This window comes from Brucella sp. H1_1004, from assembly GCF_047308065.1.
Lineage (GTDB): Bacteria > Pseudomonadota > Alphaproteobacteria > Rhizobiales > Rhizobiaceae > Brucella > Brucella pseudogrignonensis_B.
In genome coordinates this window covers 727,542-745,966 of sequence record NZ_JAYKZA010000001.1, presented here as the reverse complement: position 1 = coordinate 745,966, position 18,425 = coordinate 727,542, and the positions used below count along the sequence as shown (strand labels likewise).

The following is an 18,425-nucleotide window of genomic DNA, read 5'->3' as shown; positions in this document are numbered from 1 at the left end:
ATTTGTCCAATGCATAGTAAATTTGATTACCATGCATAATAGGCATAATGATTTAGGAAAATTACGTGAATATTCAGCAATTGAAACACTTTGTTGCGCTTGCGGAGAAAGGTTCTTTCACACGCGCTGCTGAACATACCCATCTCACGCAGCCTGCGCTCTCACGAAGCATTGCTCAGCTTGAAGCGGAATTAGGCATGAAGCTGGTGGATAGGATTGGCAAACGTTGCGAAGTAACTGCTTTCGGTAATGTTGTTCTGAATCATGCAAGGCGCGTTCTGTTTGAAACAGAAGAGCTATATCGCGTCGTAAAACAACAACATGAGGGCAGCGCCGGACGAATAAGAATTGGACTGGGTTCAACGCCAAGCGCTCTTCTCACCGCCCCTTTACTCAGCAGATTTTCAACGACGAACCCGTCGCTGCACATATTGCTGATGCGAGGGGCAATTCCTTTGCAAGTGCAAGCATTACGAGACAGAACACTTGATATGCTTGTCGTAGAAATACGTGGCGTTCCAGTCACAGCCGATCTTCAGATTGAAATGCTTCCCCCATTGCGAACTGGCTTTCTCGTCAAGAACAATCATCCATTGTCTAAACGTCAAGAGCTCAGTTTTTCAGATCTTCGCCCCTGGCCGTTGGCTACAACAATTCTTGCACCCGAACAAATAAGGAATATGATCACCACCTATGGCCCCGCAGCTCACCCGGATGAGAGTGTTACCTTTCACTCCGATGCAATAGATGGGCTTCTTCAAACAGCATTGGACAGTGAAACTGTCTATTATGGTGTTCTCGCACCCGCTCACGAGCTTATTGAGAGTTGCCAACTCGTCGAACTACCTGTCCATCCTGCATCGAATGCATCTGAGTTCGCCATTATCAGGCTTTCGGGGCGTTCCCAACCACCCATGTTTCCAATAATAAGAGAGCTGTTTCGTGATAAAATGGAAGAGTGGAAGACAATTTGAGCCGTTCCACGGCAGATAAAGCCAGACCAATTTATATCGCCGTTTTTTCGATCTTTCTTTTCAAAATTTCACTTGCTGTATAACGCAGCACAATTTTCATGCCTCGGCAAAGCGGCGGGATTGCACGACGTATCGCCGGAACAACCGCGTATTAGCCGACTATCCGCCGGTCCTTGCCGAAAAATATCGCGATTATTGTTACTTCATCAGATTCTGAAGGAGTAATGGAATGCGCGGCGCGGATATTTTGGTGCAAATGTTGATTGGTTATGGTGTCGAGACAATCTTCGGAGTGCCAGGCGATACGAATGTGCCTTTTTATGAAGCATTGCAGCAGCGCGAGGGCGAAATCCGCCATATTATGGCTCGGGACGAGCGCTCTGCGGGATATATGGCCGATGCTTATGGCCGCTTTTCCAATAAGCCGGGTGTTTTTGAGTGTCCGTCAGGCGCAGGAGCGATGTATTCATTGCCGCCTGTCGCTGAATCAAACGGCTCATCCGTTCCCGTCATCCTTCTGACGATTGATATTCCGTTGCCAGGTGAAGGTCGTGGTGTTCTTACTGAGCTTGATTGCGCCAAACTGTTCGAGCCGGTGACAAAGCTCTCAGTGCAGGTGAAATCGGCTGATAAATTGCCGGAAATTATTCGCCGTGCGTTCCGTGTTGCCTGTTCAGGAAAACCGGGTGCCGTGCATCTGCAAATTCCAGAGGATATGTTGTTGGCCGAAGTCGATCCAGCACGTATATCGCTGCATGTCGAAGAAGAGTGCAAAACATTTCCTGCCTTCCCGACACTCCCACCGAAGCAAAAACTCGTTGAGCTTTTAGAACTCATCGCAAAAGCTGAGCGGCCTTTGATCGTCGCGGGTGGTGGTGTCAATCGTGCCCATGCCGGAGGGCTAATTACCAAACTCGCCGAGCGTTTCGATATTCCTATGTGCACGACGATGACGGGACAAGGCGCAATTGACGACGACCATCGTCTTGCCATCGGTGTGATCGGTGACAATGGCTATCATCCTCATGCAAACTGGGCGTTGGAGCATTCCGATTTCACATTGTTTGTCGGATCGCGGATTGGTTCTGTGGTGACGATTGGCTGGACTTTCCCGAAGGTTACACTGAACCGGCGCCTTGCTCAGATTGATATCTCGCCCGAAATCATGGCGAATAATTATGAGAACCTGCTCTCGATTCAGGGCGATGCATTGCTGGTTCTGGATGAGTTATTGCAGATCGAACAACCAGTTGAACTTAAGAGACATGATAGCTGGATTGAAGAACTCAATGCGCATCGCCGCACATTCTGGGAGCATGCCGAAGAAGCCCTGAGCGATGAACGGGTGCCTTTGCGACCCGAACGCGTTGTGCGCTCTTTTAATGAGGCGCTTAGTCAGTCCGGGCAGCCCGCATTGATCTATTCCGATGCTGGTACGCCAACGCCCTATATGACGCGCTTCCTGAAGATCAATGATCGTGAAACGCGCTTTGCTATTCCGCGTGCCTTTGGCGGTTTGGGTTCGGCTTTGCCAGCAACGGTTGGTGCGTGGCGTGCGGATCCCGATAAGCGTCCAATCGGAATGTTTGGCGATGGTTCCTTTGGGATGACAGTGGGTGAACTTGAAACGCTGGTGCGATTGCAGGTGCCCGCACTTCTGATCTTGTTTAACAACGGAACATTCGGCTGGATCAAAGGCCTTCATCGCCTGAAAGGGCATAATCAATGTTTCGGCGTCGATTTTCTGGCACCAAAAGGACAGGCAATTGCCGAAGCATATGGCTTAAAAGCATGGACCGCCAAAACGGCAGATCAGTTGGATATTGTAATGTCGGAGGCTTTTGCGTGGAAAGATGGTCCGTGCTTTATCGATATTCATGTTGAATCGATCGCTGACCGGGTGCCGCCCGTTTATTCGTGGCTTCTAAAACGCGGAGAAGACCCGCTCAACTTCAAGCCCGTTGAACGCTCCTATATCTGAGCACCTCACGCCACAGGCACTTGATGTCTGTGGCGTTTTGCTTCTGCGATGAACCAGTCACGAAACAGACGGACGTTTTTCGAGCCTTGGCGCGCCTGTGCAGAGCACAGAAAGTAGCTTTCTCCAGATGTCTGAACACGATCAAGCGCCAGCTTGAGCTTTCCAGAGCGCAATTCGTCCTGCACGAAAATTTTGGGCGCTATCGCAAGCCCCATCCCCGCAACAGCGCATTCGATGATAATATCATGCGTTGGCAAGCGCGGCCCAAAGATGCGCTTATTATAATGAATACCGGCGCCACGCAGCCAATGCAGCCAGAGGCTTGGCCTGTTTGAATTCTGGATCAGCGGAAAATCGAGCAATTCTACGTCACCGTTCAGCCCATTCTCTGGCACGACATCCGGTGATCCAATCACGACCAGCTCTTCATCGAAAAGCAAGTGGCTACGCACATTCGCCCAGTTGCCGATACCGCGCAGCACTGCAAGATCGAGATCAGATTTGCCCCAGTCTAGGTCGTGTGAGCAAGGAAACACTTCAAACCATATTTGCGGATGCGATCTCGCAAAGGTGCTGATAATGCCCGGCGCCCATTTGCGCATCAGTGTTGGCGGCAGGCCAACTTTGAGCAGACTTTGCGTTTTATATCCACGCACCGCATCCATCGACACTTCTTCAAGCTTGGCAAGGATGCGCGAGACTTCTTCGTAATAGCTTTGCCCTTCTTCCGTTAAAACCAAACGCGGCCCTGCACGCTCAAATAGTTTAAGGCCAAGAAAAGATTCAAGATTTTGAATCTGGCGACTAACGCCGCTTTGCGTCATGCCTAAGTTTTCGGAGGCCCGCGTAAAACTGAGATACCGCACGGAGGCATCAAAAGCGTGCAGTGCTGAGAGTGAGGGAAGAAAACGGCGCATTGGGTTTCCTCAAGATTTCATCATGATTTTAAGTCATGACTAATCCAATTTTCAATGCTTTTATTTGATGAGAAAGAGCCGCATTCTTACTAAAAATAAAGATAAGGGAACACGATGGACTACGGTGATAGCATCGACCGAAATCTGGTCAGTATCCTGGAAGAGAATGCACGGCTTCCTGCAAGTGAACTGGCGCGGCGGGTCGGGCTTGCCCGATCTAGCGTTCAAGAGCGCATTGGTCGTCTGGAACGGCGCGGCGTCATATTGGGTTATCGCGCCATCGTTCGTCGGGCGACGGACGATAACAGCATTTCTGCCTATTTGTTTATCACGGCCGCACAGCGTATCGCGCAACGTCTGTTTGCGACATTGCGTGCTTATCCGGAAATTCTGACTGCGGATGCGATCAGTGGACCGGCCAACATTATGTGCCGCGTGCATGTCGGCTTTCTCGAAGACCTGGAGGCTTTGATTGAAGAGCTGGCACAGATAGAAGAGATCGAGAACGTTAGTTACTCGGTGGTACTTTCCAATAAATTTAATAGAGAAAGCAGTCTGGCGCATTCAAGCGCCCAATAATGTTCGACGGAATGCTCGGTCAAAAAAGAGGGAAACAACAATGAACAGACGTAAGTTTATCCAAACAACGCTTTTGGGTGGCACAGCAGTGATGCTGGCACCTGGCCTTTCATGGGCCGTTGAAGAAGGCGCGACGCTTAAAGCGATTAAGGATCGAGGTGCTCTACGCATCGGCGTTTTTAACGGCACCCCGCCTTATTATCAGAAAAATCTCGCGACCGGCGAATGGGACGGTTTCTGCGTTTCTATGGGCAGGGATTTGGCTGAAAATATTGGAGTCCCGCTGGAAATGGTCGAAACCACCTGGGGCAATTCCGTTATGGATCTTCAGAGTGGCAAAATCGACATCATGTTTGCGCTGAGCAATAATCCTGAACGCGCGAAGACCGTCGATTTCACTGAAGCCATGATGGACAATGTCTTCACTGTCATCACCAACAAAGACCGCGATGTTAAAACTTGGGAAGAACTGAATAAGCCGGAAATCCGCGTCACGGTTGATCTTGGTTCCACGCAGGATCTTTTCACACGTAAAACATTGCCGAATTGTACGCTCGTCGCGCTCAAAGGTGCAGATGAAACCGTTATCGCCCTGCAATCGGGTCGGGCCGATGCAATCATACAGGTCGCACTGATGTCAGTGGTGACAGCACATAAGCTGGGCGACAAATTTAAAGTGTTTGTACCAGAGCCATTGGATAGCCAGCCGACGACGATTGGTGTGCGCAAAGACGCGAAGGGCGAATTCCGCGATTACGTTGACGTTTGGCTAAAGAAACGTCGCGAGGAGGGCAAGGTCAATGAGTGGATCGTCAGCAGCCTTTCGCTGGTCGGCGTGCAGCCATCTGATCTACCACCAACGCTAAAATTCTGACGCGTCAACCAACATGCAGTTCGAGCAGAAATCACTCGGTGTCATCATGCTTGATACCGACTTTCCAAGGCCGCCCGGAGACGTCGGAAATCCGGCGTCATGGAATATGCCTGTGCGGTTCAGAAAGGTCGTTGGCGCATCAGCGGACAAGATAATTCGTCAGCGGGGCGCTGGATTGATCGAAGACTTCGTTCAGGCTGGCAATGCTTTGATCGCTGAAGGGTGCAGTGCGCTAGTCACGTCTTGCGGTTTCATGGCGCGGCATCAAAGTGTTTTAAGTGAGAGACTATCGGTGCCGATTGCAACGTCCAGCTTGCTGCAATTGCCGATGGTGAAAGCATTGATTGGTCAGACACGCAAAGTCGGTGTGATCACTTATGATGAAGCCAGCCTTGATGATGCAATCTTCTTGGCTTGCGGTGCCGACATCAACACACCACGGATCGGCATGCCAGACGGCGGCGCATTTCGTGAATTAATCGAAGGCAATGGGATTTACGACCACTCTGCCCTCGAAGCTGAAATCATCCATGCGGCGCAGCAATTGCAGTCCCGAGAACATGATCTTGGTGCCGTAGTGCTCGAGTGTACGAACATGCCGCCCTTCGCACGAGCGGTTGCTAAAGCCAGCGGCGTGCCAGTGTTCGACATCCTTTCGCTTGGGCACTGGCTGTTCAGCTCAACGTCCTCCCGTGCCTTTGCCGGGGTGTCAGAAAGAGTGAATTAATGGACTATCAATGGGACTTTTCCGGCCTGTGGCAGTATCGAGGATTATTTGTCCAAGGGCTGGCCTACACTGTCGGCTTCACGATTATAACGGTAATCTCCGGCATCTTGGTCGGTACGGTTTTCGCTCTTGGCAGGCTTTCCGGCAATAAGATTATCACCGTGCCTATCATGACGGTCGTAGAAATATTTCGTTGTACGCCAGTGCTGGTGCAGCTTGTCTGGTGCTATTATGCGCTCCCGATGCTAATCGGCCTTGAAATCTCGCCAGCCATGGCAGCTTTCCTTACGCTGACTTTCTATGGCGCTGCATTTTATGCTGAAATCATTCGAGGCGGCATCGTTTCCATTGATGCAGGACAGTGGGATGCCGGACGAGCGATCGGCATGCGCCGAGGGCAATTGATGGGCAAGATTATCCTACCGCAAGCGCTCCGCCGCATGGTGCCACCGCTCGTCAACCAGTCCGTGCTGCAGCTAAAAAACACGTCGCTTTTGTCTGTCCTTGCAGTGCCAGACCTTCTGTACCAAGGCCAGCTGGTGACATCGGCTACGTACCGTCCGCTTGAAACCTACACCTTGATTGCAGTGCTTTATCTCGCAGTTCTCTTCCCTCTCACACGCCTCGCTCATGGGCTGGAAGGCAAGCTAAAATGATGGACCGAATGAAGCAAGCAAGCCTTGTGGAGATAAGCCATGAATACTGAACCGATGATCGAAGTACGTGGGCTTAAGAAGTCTTTTGGCGACATCGAAGTGCTGCGCAATATCTGCCTCACCGTCGAACGCGGACAAGTTGTTGCGCTGATCGGACCGAGTGGCTCTGGCAAATCGACACTGCTGCGCAGCCTTAATCTGCTCTCACTACCCGATGCAGGCTATGTCGCAATCGGCGATCAGAAGATTGATTTTTCGTCCGGTAACGTCGCCCTGAAAGACAAGTATCTCGCTGCGTTCCGCGCCAATACGGGCATGGTGTTTCAGAACTTCAATCTGTTTCCACATATGAGCGTGATCGATAACGTCATGGTCGGGCCAGTCACTGTGCTAAAGCAGGATAAAAAAGCTGCACGCCAGTTGGCGATGGAGTTGCTCGAAAAGGTCGGACTTGCAGCGCGCGCAGATGCCAGGCCGGAGCAGCTTTCAGGTGGTCAGAAACAACGTGTGGCGATTGCAAGAGCGCTCGCGATGCGTCCTGATGTGATGCTGTTTGATGAGGCGACATCGGCGCTTGATCCGGCGCTGGTCGGTGAAGTTCTCGCCGTTATCCGACAACTGGCCGAGCAGGGCATGACGATGATCCTCGTAACCCATGAAATGGCCTTTGCACGCGACGTCGCCGACAAAGTCATCTTTATGCAGGACGGCTACGTTGTCGAAACCGGCGATGCTCGTCAGATGATCAATGAGCCACGCGAAGCTGCAACCCGCGAGTTCTTAAGCCATTTCCATGGCGGCCTCGCTTAAGCGCACACGCAGAATGGATGGATGTCATGACAGGCAGTGTTATTGTCATCGGAGCTGGCATTATCGGCTCCACAATCGCTTTGCGACTTGCTGAAGCTGGCCTGAAGGTAACGCTGTGCGACGGCTCGGAACCGGGCGGCGAGCAAAGTGCAAGCTATGGCAATGGTGGGTGGATCAGTCCCGCTTCTATTATTCCCATGAGTATGCCGGGTCTCTGGCGGCAGGTGCCGGGTTTTCTGCTGGATCGCAATGGTCCGCTTACGCTCGACTGGAAATCGGTCCCCAGATTGATGCCATGGCTTACGCGTTTCCTCTTCGCCGGCGCCACAAAATCACGCGTGACGAAGACTGCTGCTAAACTGAACTGGTTGCTCAATGATGGACCGAAACGGCATATCGATTTGGCGCGCAAAACTGGACAGGGCCATCTCATTGTGCAGAAGGGCTTGCTTTACGCTTATCCCGACCGCACAGCATTTGAAGCCGAAGCGCTGAGCTGGCAGTTGCGTCGCGATAACGGGATTCTGTTCGACGAATGGCAGGAGGTGGAATTGCGCGAGCGCATTCCAGCGCTTGGAAATAACTATCGCTTTGCCATTCATGTAACAGAAGGAGCGCATTGTCTCGATACAGGCAAATATGTTGCCGGGATTGCTGCACAGGCTGAAAAATCCGGCGTTGAGTTTATACGCAAGAATGTCGTGCGTGTGCTTACAGGTGTGTACCCGCGCGTAGTGTTGGAGAACAATGAAAGCCTTGCTGCTGATCATATCGTTCTTGCCGCAGGCATTCACTCCGGCCGGATGATGAATGATCTTGGCATGCATGTGCCAATGCAAAGTGAGCGCGGCTATCACGTGACTTTGCCGATGAAGGAGCTTCCTTTTGATATTCCGATCATGCCGAGCACGGGACGGATGGGGAATACCCCAACCAATATGGGACTGCGCTTGTCTGGTCAGGTCGAGCTGGCAACGGTCGAAAAAGCACCGGACTGGAGGCGTTCTGAAGTGCTGCTTAAGCACGCTTTGGCGAGTTATCCTAATCTGGCTAAACAAGATTTACAGCATCTCAAGCTCTGGATGGGACATCGCCCATCGCCCTCTGATGGCATTCCGGTAATCGGAAAACTCACCCGCCACCCCGGAATTATTGCAGCCTTTGGCCATGGTCATATCGGGATCGCCTCAGCCCCCAAAACGGCGGAAATGGTTCTCGACGCAATCAATAACGTCGCTTCTGAACGGGCCCGCGACTTTTCGCCTGCACGTTTCGGCCACTGATTTTCTGATTACAAAGGAATAAAAAATGATGCTCAAAGGTGGCTTTACCAATTATGGTCAGCAGATTGGCGTACTGATGCTGGACACGATTTTCCCGCGTCCGGCAGGCGATATTGGTAACGCACTGTCCTATGATTTTCCTGTTCGCTACAAGACGGTGAAAGGTGCGCATGCCACGCGTATCATGGGCAACAACCCGGATCCAAAACTCATCGAACCCTTTATCGACGCGGCGCGGGAACTTGAAGCAGAAGGCGTGCGCGCCATTACCACGAGCTGCGGCTTTCTGGGTCCATTCCAAAAAGATATTGCTGCTGCGGTGAATATTCCTGTCTTCACATCAGCCTTGATGCAAGCACCGATTATCCATGCCATGCTAGCTCCCGGCAAAGTCATTGGTGTGTTTACCGAGCGCGCGCACCACATGAATGACGCACATTTTAAGGGCGTTGGCTGGTCATCAGAGATGATCCCAGTTCAGGTGCAGGGTATGAAGGAAAACGCTGAGTTTCCGCAAACCTACATTGAAGGCCGCGATTATCTTGATACGGACGTGTTAAAAGAAGAAATGCTGGACATGACGCGAGCGTTTATGGCGAGTTGTGAAAATCCCGGTGCAATCATGTTTGAATGCACGAATATGTGCCCATTTTCATCTTTTGTTGCGGAAGAATCTGGCTTGCCGGTTTTTGATATCAACACTCTGATCAACACATTCTATCTGGCAGCCAATCCCCGCCGCTATTTATAAGTCCAACTCAAGGAACTGTGACGGAAGAATTAAGCAGATAGATTGCCAAAGCGCCCCAATTCCGGCAAATAAGTTTATGAGTAGAATACCAAATAGCCAGAAGCGGGATAAAAGGTGATACGTATCAAGTCTGTTTTCTTTTGCCTAATGATGGCACTTGCTTCCTCAGCCAATGCTTTTGAGGCCAGCCCACCCCCAGTTCTTGAACCATCGCCGCAACAGGCAGAGGCTGCCAATCTCACGGCAGAGTTTCTTCAGCGCTTTCATTACAAACCGGTTGCATTGGACGATAAACTATCGGTCAAAATCATGGACCGGTTTATTGATGCTCTCGATCCTGAAAGGCTAATTTTCTTACAGGCTGATATTGATAGCTTCAAAACCCAGAACACAAAACTAGATGATGCTATTCAAGGGCAAGATCTGAGTATTCCTTTTGCGATCTATAATATTTACGGACAGCGCATTAATGATCGCATGACATACGCACAAAAACTTCTCTCAGAGAAATTCGACTTCAACGATCAAGAGAGTTATTCTACCAAGAGAGACAAAGGACCATGGCCAAAATCAGAAGACGAGCGTGATGACCTTTGGCGCAAACGTGTCAAAAACGATTGGTTGCGTTTAAAACTTGCCGGAAAAGACGACGCTTCAATCCGTGAAACTTTGACGAAACGCTATGAAAACGTGTTATCGCGTGCGAATAAAGCAAAGGCAGACGACGTTTTTCAACTCTTCATGGCCGCATACACGACCTCAGTAGATCCACACACGGATTACTTTGGTGCAAATGCTTCAGCGGAATTTGATATCTCGATGAAGCTCTCACTCGTTGGTATTGGCGCTGTTCTTCAGGAGCGCGACGATTTTACGACGATAAGAGAATTAACCGCCGGTGGCCCAGCGCAGCTTTCAGGAAAGCTTGCCGTTGGTGATCGAATTGTCGGTGTTGGACAAGATAAAGAAGGGCCCATCAAAGAAGTCGTAGGCATGCGGCTTGATGAAGTTGTAAAACTCATCAGAGGTGACAAAGGCTCTGTCGTTCGTTTGGAAATATTGCCTGCCGATGCTGGGCCAGACGCCCCCCACCGGATTATCAGTCTGGTACGGGACAAGATCAGCCTCGATAAACAAGCTGCGCAGAAAAAGACGCTTTCTGTTAAAGATGGCGATGTGACCCGCAAGATCGGTGTCATTACCCTTCCGGCCTTCTACGAAGACATCGAGGCGCGAAGAAAAGGCGATAAAAATTATCGAAGCGCCAGCCGAGACGTTGCCAAGCTTCTTAAAGAACTTTCTGATGAGAAAGTTGATGGTATTTTGTTTGACTTGCGGAATAATGGCGGCGGCTCATTAACTGAAGCCATTGATTTGACAGGTCTTTTCATAGGAAAAGGCCCTGTAGTTCAACAGCGTAACGCACAGGGTGATATTAGAGTAGAGAGCGATACTCTTACAACTCCTGCTTGGAATGGCCCTTTAGGCGTGCTGATTAATCGTGGCTCAGCGTCAGCATCCGAGATTTTTGCTGCGGCTATACAAGATTACGATCGCGGCATCGTCATAGGTGAACCTAGCTTTGGCAAAGGCACAGTGCAGACTGTAGTGAACCTCGATGAAGTTGCAAACAATCCCGAACCAAAACTGGGCGCATTGAAGTTGACAATAGCTCAATTTTTTCGGGTTAATGGCGGCACAACTCAGTTGCGCGGCGTAACACCTGATATAACATTACCGGGTCTTTTTGATTTAAGTACCGTTGGTGAATCAAGCTTTGATAACGCATTACCGTGGACGGAAATAAAGCCTGCGAAATACAAATCATTCCATAAGACCAAAGCTATAGTTCCGCAATTGCAAGCACTGCATGATAACCGTGTCAAAGATGACAGCGGATTCCGGCAGTTTGTTGATGATCTGGCAACATTGAAAGCACAACGCGAGAAATCAACTGTCTCCCTCAATGAAGCAGTCCGCAAAACTGAGATGGAAGAACAGGCCAAAAGGTCAAAATCTCACGGAGAAGATACCGACGATGTCAATTCTCGTAGTGATGATGGACTCCAATCAAATGAACGAAGTCTGACTGCAGATATTGCCCGCGAAAATGCTCGGAAGAATGCCAAAGATGTGTTGCAAAATGAAGCAGCGGCCATTGTGTCTGACCTTGCTGCTCTACAAAAAAGCTCAAAATAAAATAACTGAATACAACTCATAGAGAAGTCAGCTTAAATAGATCGATAAAACAATATGGCCTAGCTGGAAATCCAACTAGGCCATTTTTTACTCATAAGCATGTCACCGCAGTTCTAAATCTTAGCTGCAAGCTGATTATAGGGTTGCAGCTTCTTCGGTTTAAAAGGCACAAAAATTATTATTATTAGAAGTAATAGTTCAGGCCAATTTTCACTGAATGAAAGTGCATCCGGTTTGAGGCCTTGCGGCCATGAACGTTCTTATAGTTTCCTTCGACAGCGACCGGGTAAAATCCTTCAGCCGTATAAGGGCAGCCTGTAGCCAGTCATTGAGGACCATACTCAAACGCTGGCCGTGGTTACGGCATATCTTCGCTGATAGTGGATAGGCAGGTCCCAGGTTCAAAGGCAGACTGGCTAAAGATTTCGAGAAAACCGTCGCCTCCGCTGAAGCGTGGGTCGACATCGCAAACATCCGCATGCTCACCCGGCGCATCACAAGAGCATGATATCTTTGTATCATAATGATTCAGGCTCTTAACATGCCAATAAAATAGGGTAGAAAACCTACAATCGCACCTTATGATACAAAAAATGAAAAACACAATGAATAAAGAGCCTCATGACCCGGGTGGCAAAGTTCGCCTGAAAGTCAAAGCTGATATTCGCAGTGACGCCCTTTTCTCAAATTGTGGTCGTTACAGACGCTTGTTGACTCGGGAATGGGATGGCGCCGAAAATCCTGGATATGTTTTATGGATTGGTATGAATCCCAGCACAGCTGACCTTGATGTCGACGATCCCACAGTTTTTAAGGAACAGAAGTTCACGCGTCGCTGGGGATATAGCCGTTACGTAAAATGCAATGTGATGGATTATCGCGCCACCGATCCCAAAACACTGTTGGAGCCAGGCGTGATCCCTTGCACCGAAGAAAATCTAAAAACGATTGTTGATCAAGCCCGCAATGCAGCGATTGTCGTCATGGCATATGGCTCACTACACAAGCGCCTCGCACACCATGGTCAGACGGTCACTGATGCCTTGCGTGCGCAAGGAATAGAGTTGCATGCGCTTAAAATCACCAATAACGGCTCACCGGGGCACCCCTTGTATCTCAAAGACACGAGTGAACTGATTGAGTATTAAATAAATTTTGTAAACGTGATCACAAGTCAGAAGTTATTTCTGTAACGACGCCCAAAGACCCCACGGGAATGAAAAAAGTGACAAAAGCGCTTCTCCGCAATCAAGCTGGGTTTGCAACTCGAGCAATCCATACTGGCCAATCTCCCGATCCATTGACCGGTGCAGTAATACCCCCAATTTATCACGCAACAACATTCGTTCAGGATGGAATAGGCCAAAGTAAGGGCTTCGATTACAGCCGCAGCGGTAATCCAACGCGTAATTCGCTTGAAGTTTGCCTTGCAGACCTTGAAGGTGCGGAAGCAGCTTTCGCTTTCCCTTCGGGATTGGCTGCTGCAGCTACACTGCTCGAAGTTCTGCCAGCAGGTGCATCTATCCTCGCACATAATGATCTTTATGGTGGCGTTTACCGACTTTTGGCCGATGTACGTCCTATATCGGCAGGCCATAAAGTTCATTTTGTTGACTTTTCAGATGAAACAGCACTTCGGAAAGCCATATCTCAACAGAAGCCGAAATTGGTATGGTTTGAAACGCCTTCCAATCCAACTTTGCGCATTGTTGATCTGTCACTGGTTGCGCAGCTTGGCAAAGAGGCAGGAGCGATTACAGTTTGCGACAGCACATTTTCCTCGCCCGCTGGGCAGCGTCCCATTGAATATGGGATTGACGTCGTGGTTCATTCCGCCACGAAGATGTTGAACGGACACTCCGACCTTTTGGGTGGCGTTATTGCTGTTTCCGCGCAAGCACCAGACAATCTTGCTGACCGTATCAAGTACCTTCAAAATGCACTTGGATCAGTCATGTCTCCCATGGATTGTAATTTGCTTCACCGGTCTCTGAAGACGCTTGAAATCAGGAGCACCAGACAGGCAGAAACAGCCTTAAAGATCGCTCAAAACTTGGAAAGTCGGGCGAAAGAGTTAGGAATAGAAAGAGTTATCTATCCCGGCTTAAAAAGCCATCCACAACATGAACTTGCCGCAAGCCAAATGATTAATTTTGGTTGCGTGGTATCCATTGACGTTGAGGGCGATCTGAGAAGAGTGGAACGCATACTCAAGAGCACCAACTATTTTCATTTTGCAGTAAGTCTTGGAAGTGTGGAAAGCCTAATTCAGCATCCGTTTTCATTAACTCATGCCGTTGTGCCTGAAGATCACAAATCTGATCTCGGTATTGGACCTAACCTCATTCGAATTTCCGTGGGACTCGAGGATCCTGCCGATCTGGAAAATGATCTGATACAAGCCCTTGGTAAACAGCTCTAAATATCAAAAGCGCAGCTTATAAGCTGCGCTTTTTCAATTGAGATACTGGCCTTACGCGTATTCAATAAACCGATTGCGCCCTCATACTTGGATTTGAATAAACTATTCTAATCATTTGTAATTTCTGTCGGACGGACACGGTCTTTAAGCACCTGCTCCTTAATTGTAGCCATCCGATGGCCATATTGTAAATAATAGGAATTAATATTGTTGACAATTTTTCGGAAGTGACGTTCAATCACGCATGCTCTTCTCCATCAAACGAGAGAAGAGTTACTTAAACAAGGGGAATATCAATGTTTAACAGACGCGCAGTTATCAAAACTGCGGCGCTGGGCGCTGTTTCATTTTTTGCGCTCATGTCCGCCAATGCTTCTCAAGCCGCAGACAAAGAACTCAAAATTGGGTTTGTAGGCGTAACCAGTGGGCCAGCTGCAGCATGGGGAACGTCCAACGTGCGATCCATGCAAGTCCGTGCCGACTGGCTTAATGAACTTGGCGGCGTGAAGATCGGCGACGATACATACAAGATCAAGATTGTAACCTTTGACGATCAAAAAGATCCCAAACGCGCAATCGCGGGTATGGAAAAAATGGCACAGGAAGGCGTGCATTATGTCGTTGGCCCCAATGTCGATGACGGTGCAGCGGCTGTCCGGCCCGTCGCAGAATCCAAAGGCATCATCTATTTTCCTTATTCATTTCCCAAAGAGCTTTACACACCTCCAGCCTCCAATGCCGTTCTTGGCATGATTGCAAATTATCAGTCCGGCCCGGCAATCTATAAATATCTCAAAGAAAACAAAGGTGTGAAGCGGGTCGCATTCGTAGCAGCCAATGAGTCCGATCCATTAAGCCAACGCGACAGCGGCATTGAAGCAGCGAAAGCACTCGATCTTGAAGTCATTTCAACAAGCGATGCTTATCAGAACGACACGCGAGATTTCACGCCGGTACTGACACCCATTGTAATGCAGAAGCCTGACCTTCTTGTTCTTTCCGGTGTCGCTCCAGGTAACGCGCCCCTTCTGATCCGTGCGGCACGGGAACTGGGCTACGAGGGCTTTATTTCCACTGAAACTGCACAGGATGCCAAAGTTCTTGAAGAAGGTGCTGGCGAGTTAGCAAATGGATTCATCTCCGTCGGAGGTGCATCGACCCCAGAAATCGCCTCAGACACGATGAAAGAATTCGTTGACCGTTATACAAAAGCTTATGGCGAGTATAATGATGAATCCAATACAAAAGTCTATGCGCTCGACTACATCGTGGAAACGATGAAGGCCAATCCTGCGGCTGTCGATAACGTCGAAGAATTTAAAAAGACTATGGACACTTTTTCTGCGCCAAACCCTTTTGTTAAAGGTGACGATGCGAAGCTAACCTATGTCGGCACAGCGTCATTTGGTCAGAAGCGCCAAATCGGTATTCCTATGGTTGTCACCGAATACAAAGACGGCAAGTTTGAAACCCTATTCGTGGCTCAAGTCGATTAACAAATCGTCGTGACTGAATAGCCTGACGCAGCATCTCTAAATATGCGTCAGGCCTCCCAAACGTAAAAACTAAAGAGGAGGCTTCGCTATCGCTGGTCTCCACTGGGGGAGTCTGTCTTCATGGAACAGATTATAGCCAATGGGCTGTATCTCGGTGCTCAATACGCACTCATCGCGTTGGGTTTGACGCTTATCTTTGCACTGATGAACGTTCTTAACTTCGCGCACGGCCAAATGTATGTGCTCGGCGGTTTCGTCACGTACACCATTTATGGTCAGCTTGGTTTGCCGTTTGTAGTAGCTTTGCTGGCTTCGGCGGTCACTTTGATGATTGTAGGCGCTTTAATTGAAAAATTTTTGTTCAGACCCGTTATCAAGCGAAGTCTACGTGATGAAAGCACGATGTTGTTGGCGGCGGCAGTCGCATTCTTCCTCGATGCAATCATTCTGCTGCTGTTTGGAGAAAAACAGCGCGGCGTGCCAAAGATCGTAAACGGTGTCTACGTTTCTGATTGGCTTATCATGCCTTATGATCGCATGCTGATCGGTGCGCTTGCGGTAATATTCATCGTTTCCTTTGTTCTTTTCATGCAATTCACGAAACCCGGTCGCGCCATGCGCGCGCTCGCCCAAGACCGTGTGGCGGCACAATTAATGGGCGTGAATGTCGACCGATATTCCATGATCGGCTTCGCAATGGGGGCTATGCTGGCAGGCCTGGTCGGCGGTTTGTTGGTCGCCATTACCGGTGTTAATTCAGGCATTGGTGGAGCAATCTCCATCAAAGCGTTCATGATGGTGATGATAGGCGGGGCTGGCGTCGTCAGCGGAGCTATTGCGGGCGGCTTTATACTCGGCATGCTTGAGTCTGTAGGCCTCACAGTGCTCCGCCCATATGGTGACATCACGTACTTGGTCATCTTCGCTGGCTTGATGATCTTCCTCAGCCTTCGCCCGAACGGGCTGATGGGCAAACCGTGGGGCTGATGAGGACCAACATGACAAAGACAACAAAAATACTTGGCGTGATTGCATTCCTTGCACTCGTATTGGTCGCCATTCCGTTGCTAATCGAAATAACCGGCCGCAACGATCTTTATTACACGCTGACTTCAGTCGCCTTGCTTTCAATTGTCAGCGGTGGTGTCTGGCTTACCTTCTACATTGGCCGAATTAATATCGGCCAAGGTGCCTACGCTTTGATGGGTGGCTACGTATCCGCCATTTTGATGGTGAAATACGGGGTATCGTTCTGGCTCACTTTACCACTTGCAGGCCTGTTTTGTGCCTTCGCCAGTATCCTTATCGGCATTCCAATACTGCGACTTCGTGGCGTTTACTTTGCCATGGTTACTCTTGTTCTGACGGAAGTTGCACGATTACTGGCGATGGCTTTACCCATTACAAATGGTGCAAAAGGCATTGTCAGCATCCCTATGCCTGGCGGCATATCCATCTTCGGACTGACAATTTTGCCTGATTTTGCGACATTGCAAAATCCGCGTGCCGCTTTCTACTTCGTCTCAGTTGTATTGATGGTCGTGTGTTTTGCCGCGCTTTATCGACTGATACATTCGCGCATTGGCGGCCTGTGCCAGTCACTACAACAAAATGAAGAACTTGCGTCTTCTATTGGAGTAAACATTACGTATCTCAGAGTGCTGGCCTATGCGATTTCCTCTTTCCTAGGGGGACTTGGGGGCGCGATGTTCGTGGCGATTTCGCAGTCAATCTATCCATCCAGCTTTACAGTTACAGACTCTGTAAACTTCATGCTCAACTGTTTCCTTGGTGGCCTTGGTTATGTATTCGGCCCAATTATTGGAACTTTTGTTCTCTATTTCGGATGGGATTTCTTGTTCCAAACCGGAAAGTTCCAGCTCCTTATCTTTTCGAGCGTTTTGATCATTCTAATGCTGTTCCTGCCCAACGGGCTGCTCAGCCTTCGACTGACAGGCAAGAAAGGAACTAAATCATGAACGCAATTCTCGAAGTAAAGGGACTGACCAAACGTTTTGGTGGGCTCGTTGCCGTGAATGATGTTTCCTTCGCAGTCAAAGAAAAGGCAATTCTCTCGGTAATCGGACCCAATGGAGCAGGAAAATCCACGCTTTTTAAATTAATCGCATCCTTCCTCACACCAACAAGCGGTGAAGTTGTATTTGATGGACAGCGGATATCGGGACTTGCTCCACATATTGTTGCTCGAAAAGGTGTCGTACGTACCTTTCAGGAAACCACAATCTTCAAAGGAATGACGGTACGCGACAATGTTATTGTCGCCCACCACCTGCGCGCAAAAGCTAGCCTTCTGGGTTGCTATATCGGCACAAGCATCGCCCGTCAGGATCAGGAAGAATTCGGTCGTTCAGCCGATGAGATACTCGATTTCCTCGGCTTGGGTCATCAACGCAACGAAGTTGCGCAAAATCTGCCGCACGGTCATTTGCGAGCACTCGGCATCGCGATTGGACTTGCAACCGAACCTAAAATTCTACTGCTTGATGAACCTTTCGCGGGCATGAACCACGATGAAACGGTGAAGGCCGTAGAAATGGTACGTGCTGTAAGAGATCGTGGAGTGACTGTGCTACTCGTCGAACATGATATGCCGGCTGTCATGAATATTTCCGACAGAATTGTCGTAATAAACTTCGGCCAGAAAATTGCTGAAGGCACACCTAAAGAAATTCAGGAGAACGAGAAAGTCATCGAAGCCTATCTCGGCGCAGAAGATGAAACGATTGGATACTGAT

The 18,425-nt window shown here is 49.4% G+C and carries 17 protein-coding genes and 1 pseudogene; 17 read left to right on the top strand and 1 reads right to left on the bottom strand.

All coding sequences use genetic code 11. The features are described from left to right. The first annotated feature begins 65 nt into the window (after nucleotides 1–65). Together U2P60_RS03680 and U2P60_RS03675 are read left to right on the top strand one after the other, a co-directional pair. The gene (locus tag U2P60_RS03680; protein WP_313829270.1) at nucleotides 66–974 is read left to right on the top strand and encodes a LysR family transcriptional regulator; all 909 of its coding nucleotides are present in this window, start codon (nucleotides 66–68) and stop codon (nucleotides 972–974) included. Between the two features lie 229 nt (nucleotides 975–1,203). Continuing rightward, a complete protein-coding gene (locus tag U2P60_RS03675; protein ID WP_413571346.1) occupies nucleotides 1,204–2,955 on the top strand; it encodes a thiamine pyrophosphate-binding protein in 1,752 nt (583 codons plus the stop codon). Nucleotides 2,956–2,960: 5 nt separating this feature from the next. On the opposite strand, the gene U2P60_RS03670 is transcribed toward U2P60_RS03675, so the two are convergent. Next, a complete protein-coding gene (locus U2P60_RS03670; RefSeq protein ID WP_413571344.1) occupies nucleotides 2,961–3,872 on the bottom strand; it encodes a LysR substrate-binding domain-containing protein in 912 nt (303 codons plus the stop codon). Nucleotides 3,873–3,986: 114 nt separating this feature from the next. Between U2P60_RS03670 and U2P60_RS03665 the strand changes: the two genes are divergently transcribed. From U2P60_RS03665 to U2P60_RS03595, 15 genes and pseudogenes are all read left to right on the top strand, one after another. Continuing rightward, a complete protein-coding gene (locus tag U2P60_RS03665; RefSeq protein WP_094507580.1) occupies nucleotides 3,987–4,451 on the top strand; it encodes an Lrp/AsnC family transcriptional regulator in 465 nt (154 codons plus the stop codon). A gap of 40 nt (nucleotides 4,452–4,491) precedes the next feature. Next, nucleotides 4,492–5,325: a transporter substrate-binding domain-containing protein gene (locus U2P60_RS03660; protein ID WP_413571343.1), complete on the top strand. Its 834-nt coding sequence runs from the start codon at nucleotides 4,492–4,494 to the stop codon at nucleotides 5,323–5,325. A gap of 13 nt (nucleotides 5,326–5,338) precedes the next feature. Continuing rightward, nucleotides 5,339–6,052 (top strand): aspartate/glutamate racemase family protein, encoded by a 714-nt coding sequence (locus tag U2P60_RS03655; protein WP_413571342.1) that lies wholly within the window; start codon nucleotides 5,339–5,341, stop codon nucleotides 6,050–6,052. Continuing rightward, nucleotides 6,052–6,708 (top strand): amino acid ABC transporter permease, encoded by a 657-nt coding sequence (locus tag U2P60_RS03650; RefSeq protein ID WP_313829263.1) that lies wholly within the window; start codon nucleotides 6,052–6,054, stop codon nucleotides 6,706–6,708. The genes U2P60_RS03655 and U2P60_RS03650 overlap by 1 nt, the downstream gene beginning before the upstream one ends. Before the next feature lie 39 nt (nucleotides 6,709–6,747). Beyond that, nucleotides 6,748–7,518 carry an amino acid ABC transporter ATP-binding protein gene (locus tag U2P60_RS03645; protein ID WP_413571341.1) on the top strand — a complete coding sequence of 257 codons (771 nt, stop codon included), beginning with the start codon at nucleotides 6,748–6,750 and terminating at the stop codon, nucleotides 7,516–7,518. 26 nt (nucleotides 7,519–7,544) lie between these two features. After that, nucleotides 7,545–8,801, top strand: coding sequence for an NAD(P)/FAD-dependent oxidoreductase (locus U2P60_RS03640; RefSeq protein WP_413571339.1), 1,257 nt, complete (start codon nucleotides 7,545–7,547; stop codon nucleotides 8,799–8,801). Between the two features lie 25 nt (nucleotides 8,802–8,826). Further along, nucleotides 8,827–9,552, top strand: coding sequence for an aspartate/glutamate racemase family protein (locus tag U2P60_RS03635; RefSeq protein ID WP_413571338.1), 726 nt, complete (start codon nucleotides 8,827–8,829; stop codon nucleotides 9,550–9,552). A gap of 147 nt (nucleotides 9,553–9,699) precedes the next feature. Next, nucleotides 9,700–11,751 carry a carboxy terminal-processing peptidase gene (locus U2P60_RS03630; protein WP_413571987.1) on the top strand — a complete coding sequence of 684 codons (2,052 nt, stop codon included), beginning with the start codon at nucleotides 9,700–9,702 and terminating at the stop codon, nucleotides 11,749–11,751. A 328-nt stretch (nucleotides 11,752–12,079) separates the two neighbouring features. Further along, nucleotides 12,080–12,259 (top strand): annotated as a pseudogene (locus tag U2P60_RS03625) (IS5/IS1182 family transposase); the annotation flags it as partial. 85 nt (nucleotides 12,260–12,344) lie between these two features. After that, a complete protein-coding gene (locus tag U2P60_RS03620) occupies nucleotides 12,345–12,899 on the top strand; it encodes a DUF1643 domain-containing protein (RefSeq protein ID WP_313829259.1) in 555 nt (184 codons plus the stop codon). Nucleotides 12,900–12,967: 68 nt separating this feature from the next. Then, nucleotides 12,968–14,173, top strand: coding sequence for a trans-sulfuration enzyme family protein (locus tag U2P60_RS03615; protein WP_413571337.1), 1,206 nt, complete (start codon nucleotides 12,968–12,970; stop codon nucleotides 14,171–14,173). A gap of 296 nt (nucleotides 14,174–14,469) precedes the next feature. After that, entirely contained in the window at nucleotides 14,470–15,669 is a 1,200-nt protein-coding gene (locus tag U2P60_RS03610) for an ABC transporter substrate-binding protein (RefSeq protein ID WP_413571335.1), read from the top strand. A 120-nt stretch (nucleotides 15,670–15,789) separates the two neighbouring features. After that, nucleotides 15,790–16,656: a branched-chain amino acid ABC transporter permease gene (locus U2P60_RS03605; protein ID WP_313829254.1), complete on the top strand. Its 867-nt coding sequence runs from the start codon at nucleotides 15,790–15,792 to the stop codon at nucleotides 16,654–16,656. A gap of 11 nt (nucleotides 16,657–16,667) precedes the next feature. Further along, on the top strand, nucleotides 16,668–17,648 hold the full coding sequence (locus U2P60_RS03600; protein ID WP_413571334.1) for a branched-chain amino acid ABC transporter permease: 981 nt from the start codon (nucleotides 16,668–16,670) through the stop codon (nucleotides 17,646–17,648). Next, nucleotides 17,645–18,424, top strand: coding sequence for an ABC transporter ATP-binding protein (locus U2P60_RS03595; RefSeq protein ID WP_413571333.1), 780 nt, complete (start codon nucleotides 17,645–17,647; stop codon nucleotides 18,422–18,424). The genes U2P60_RS03600 and U2P60_RS03595 overlap by 4 nt, the downstream gene beginning before the upstream one ends. Nucleotide 18,425: the final 1 nt, after the last annotated feature.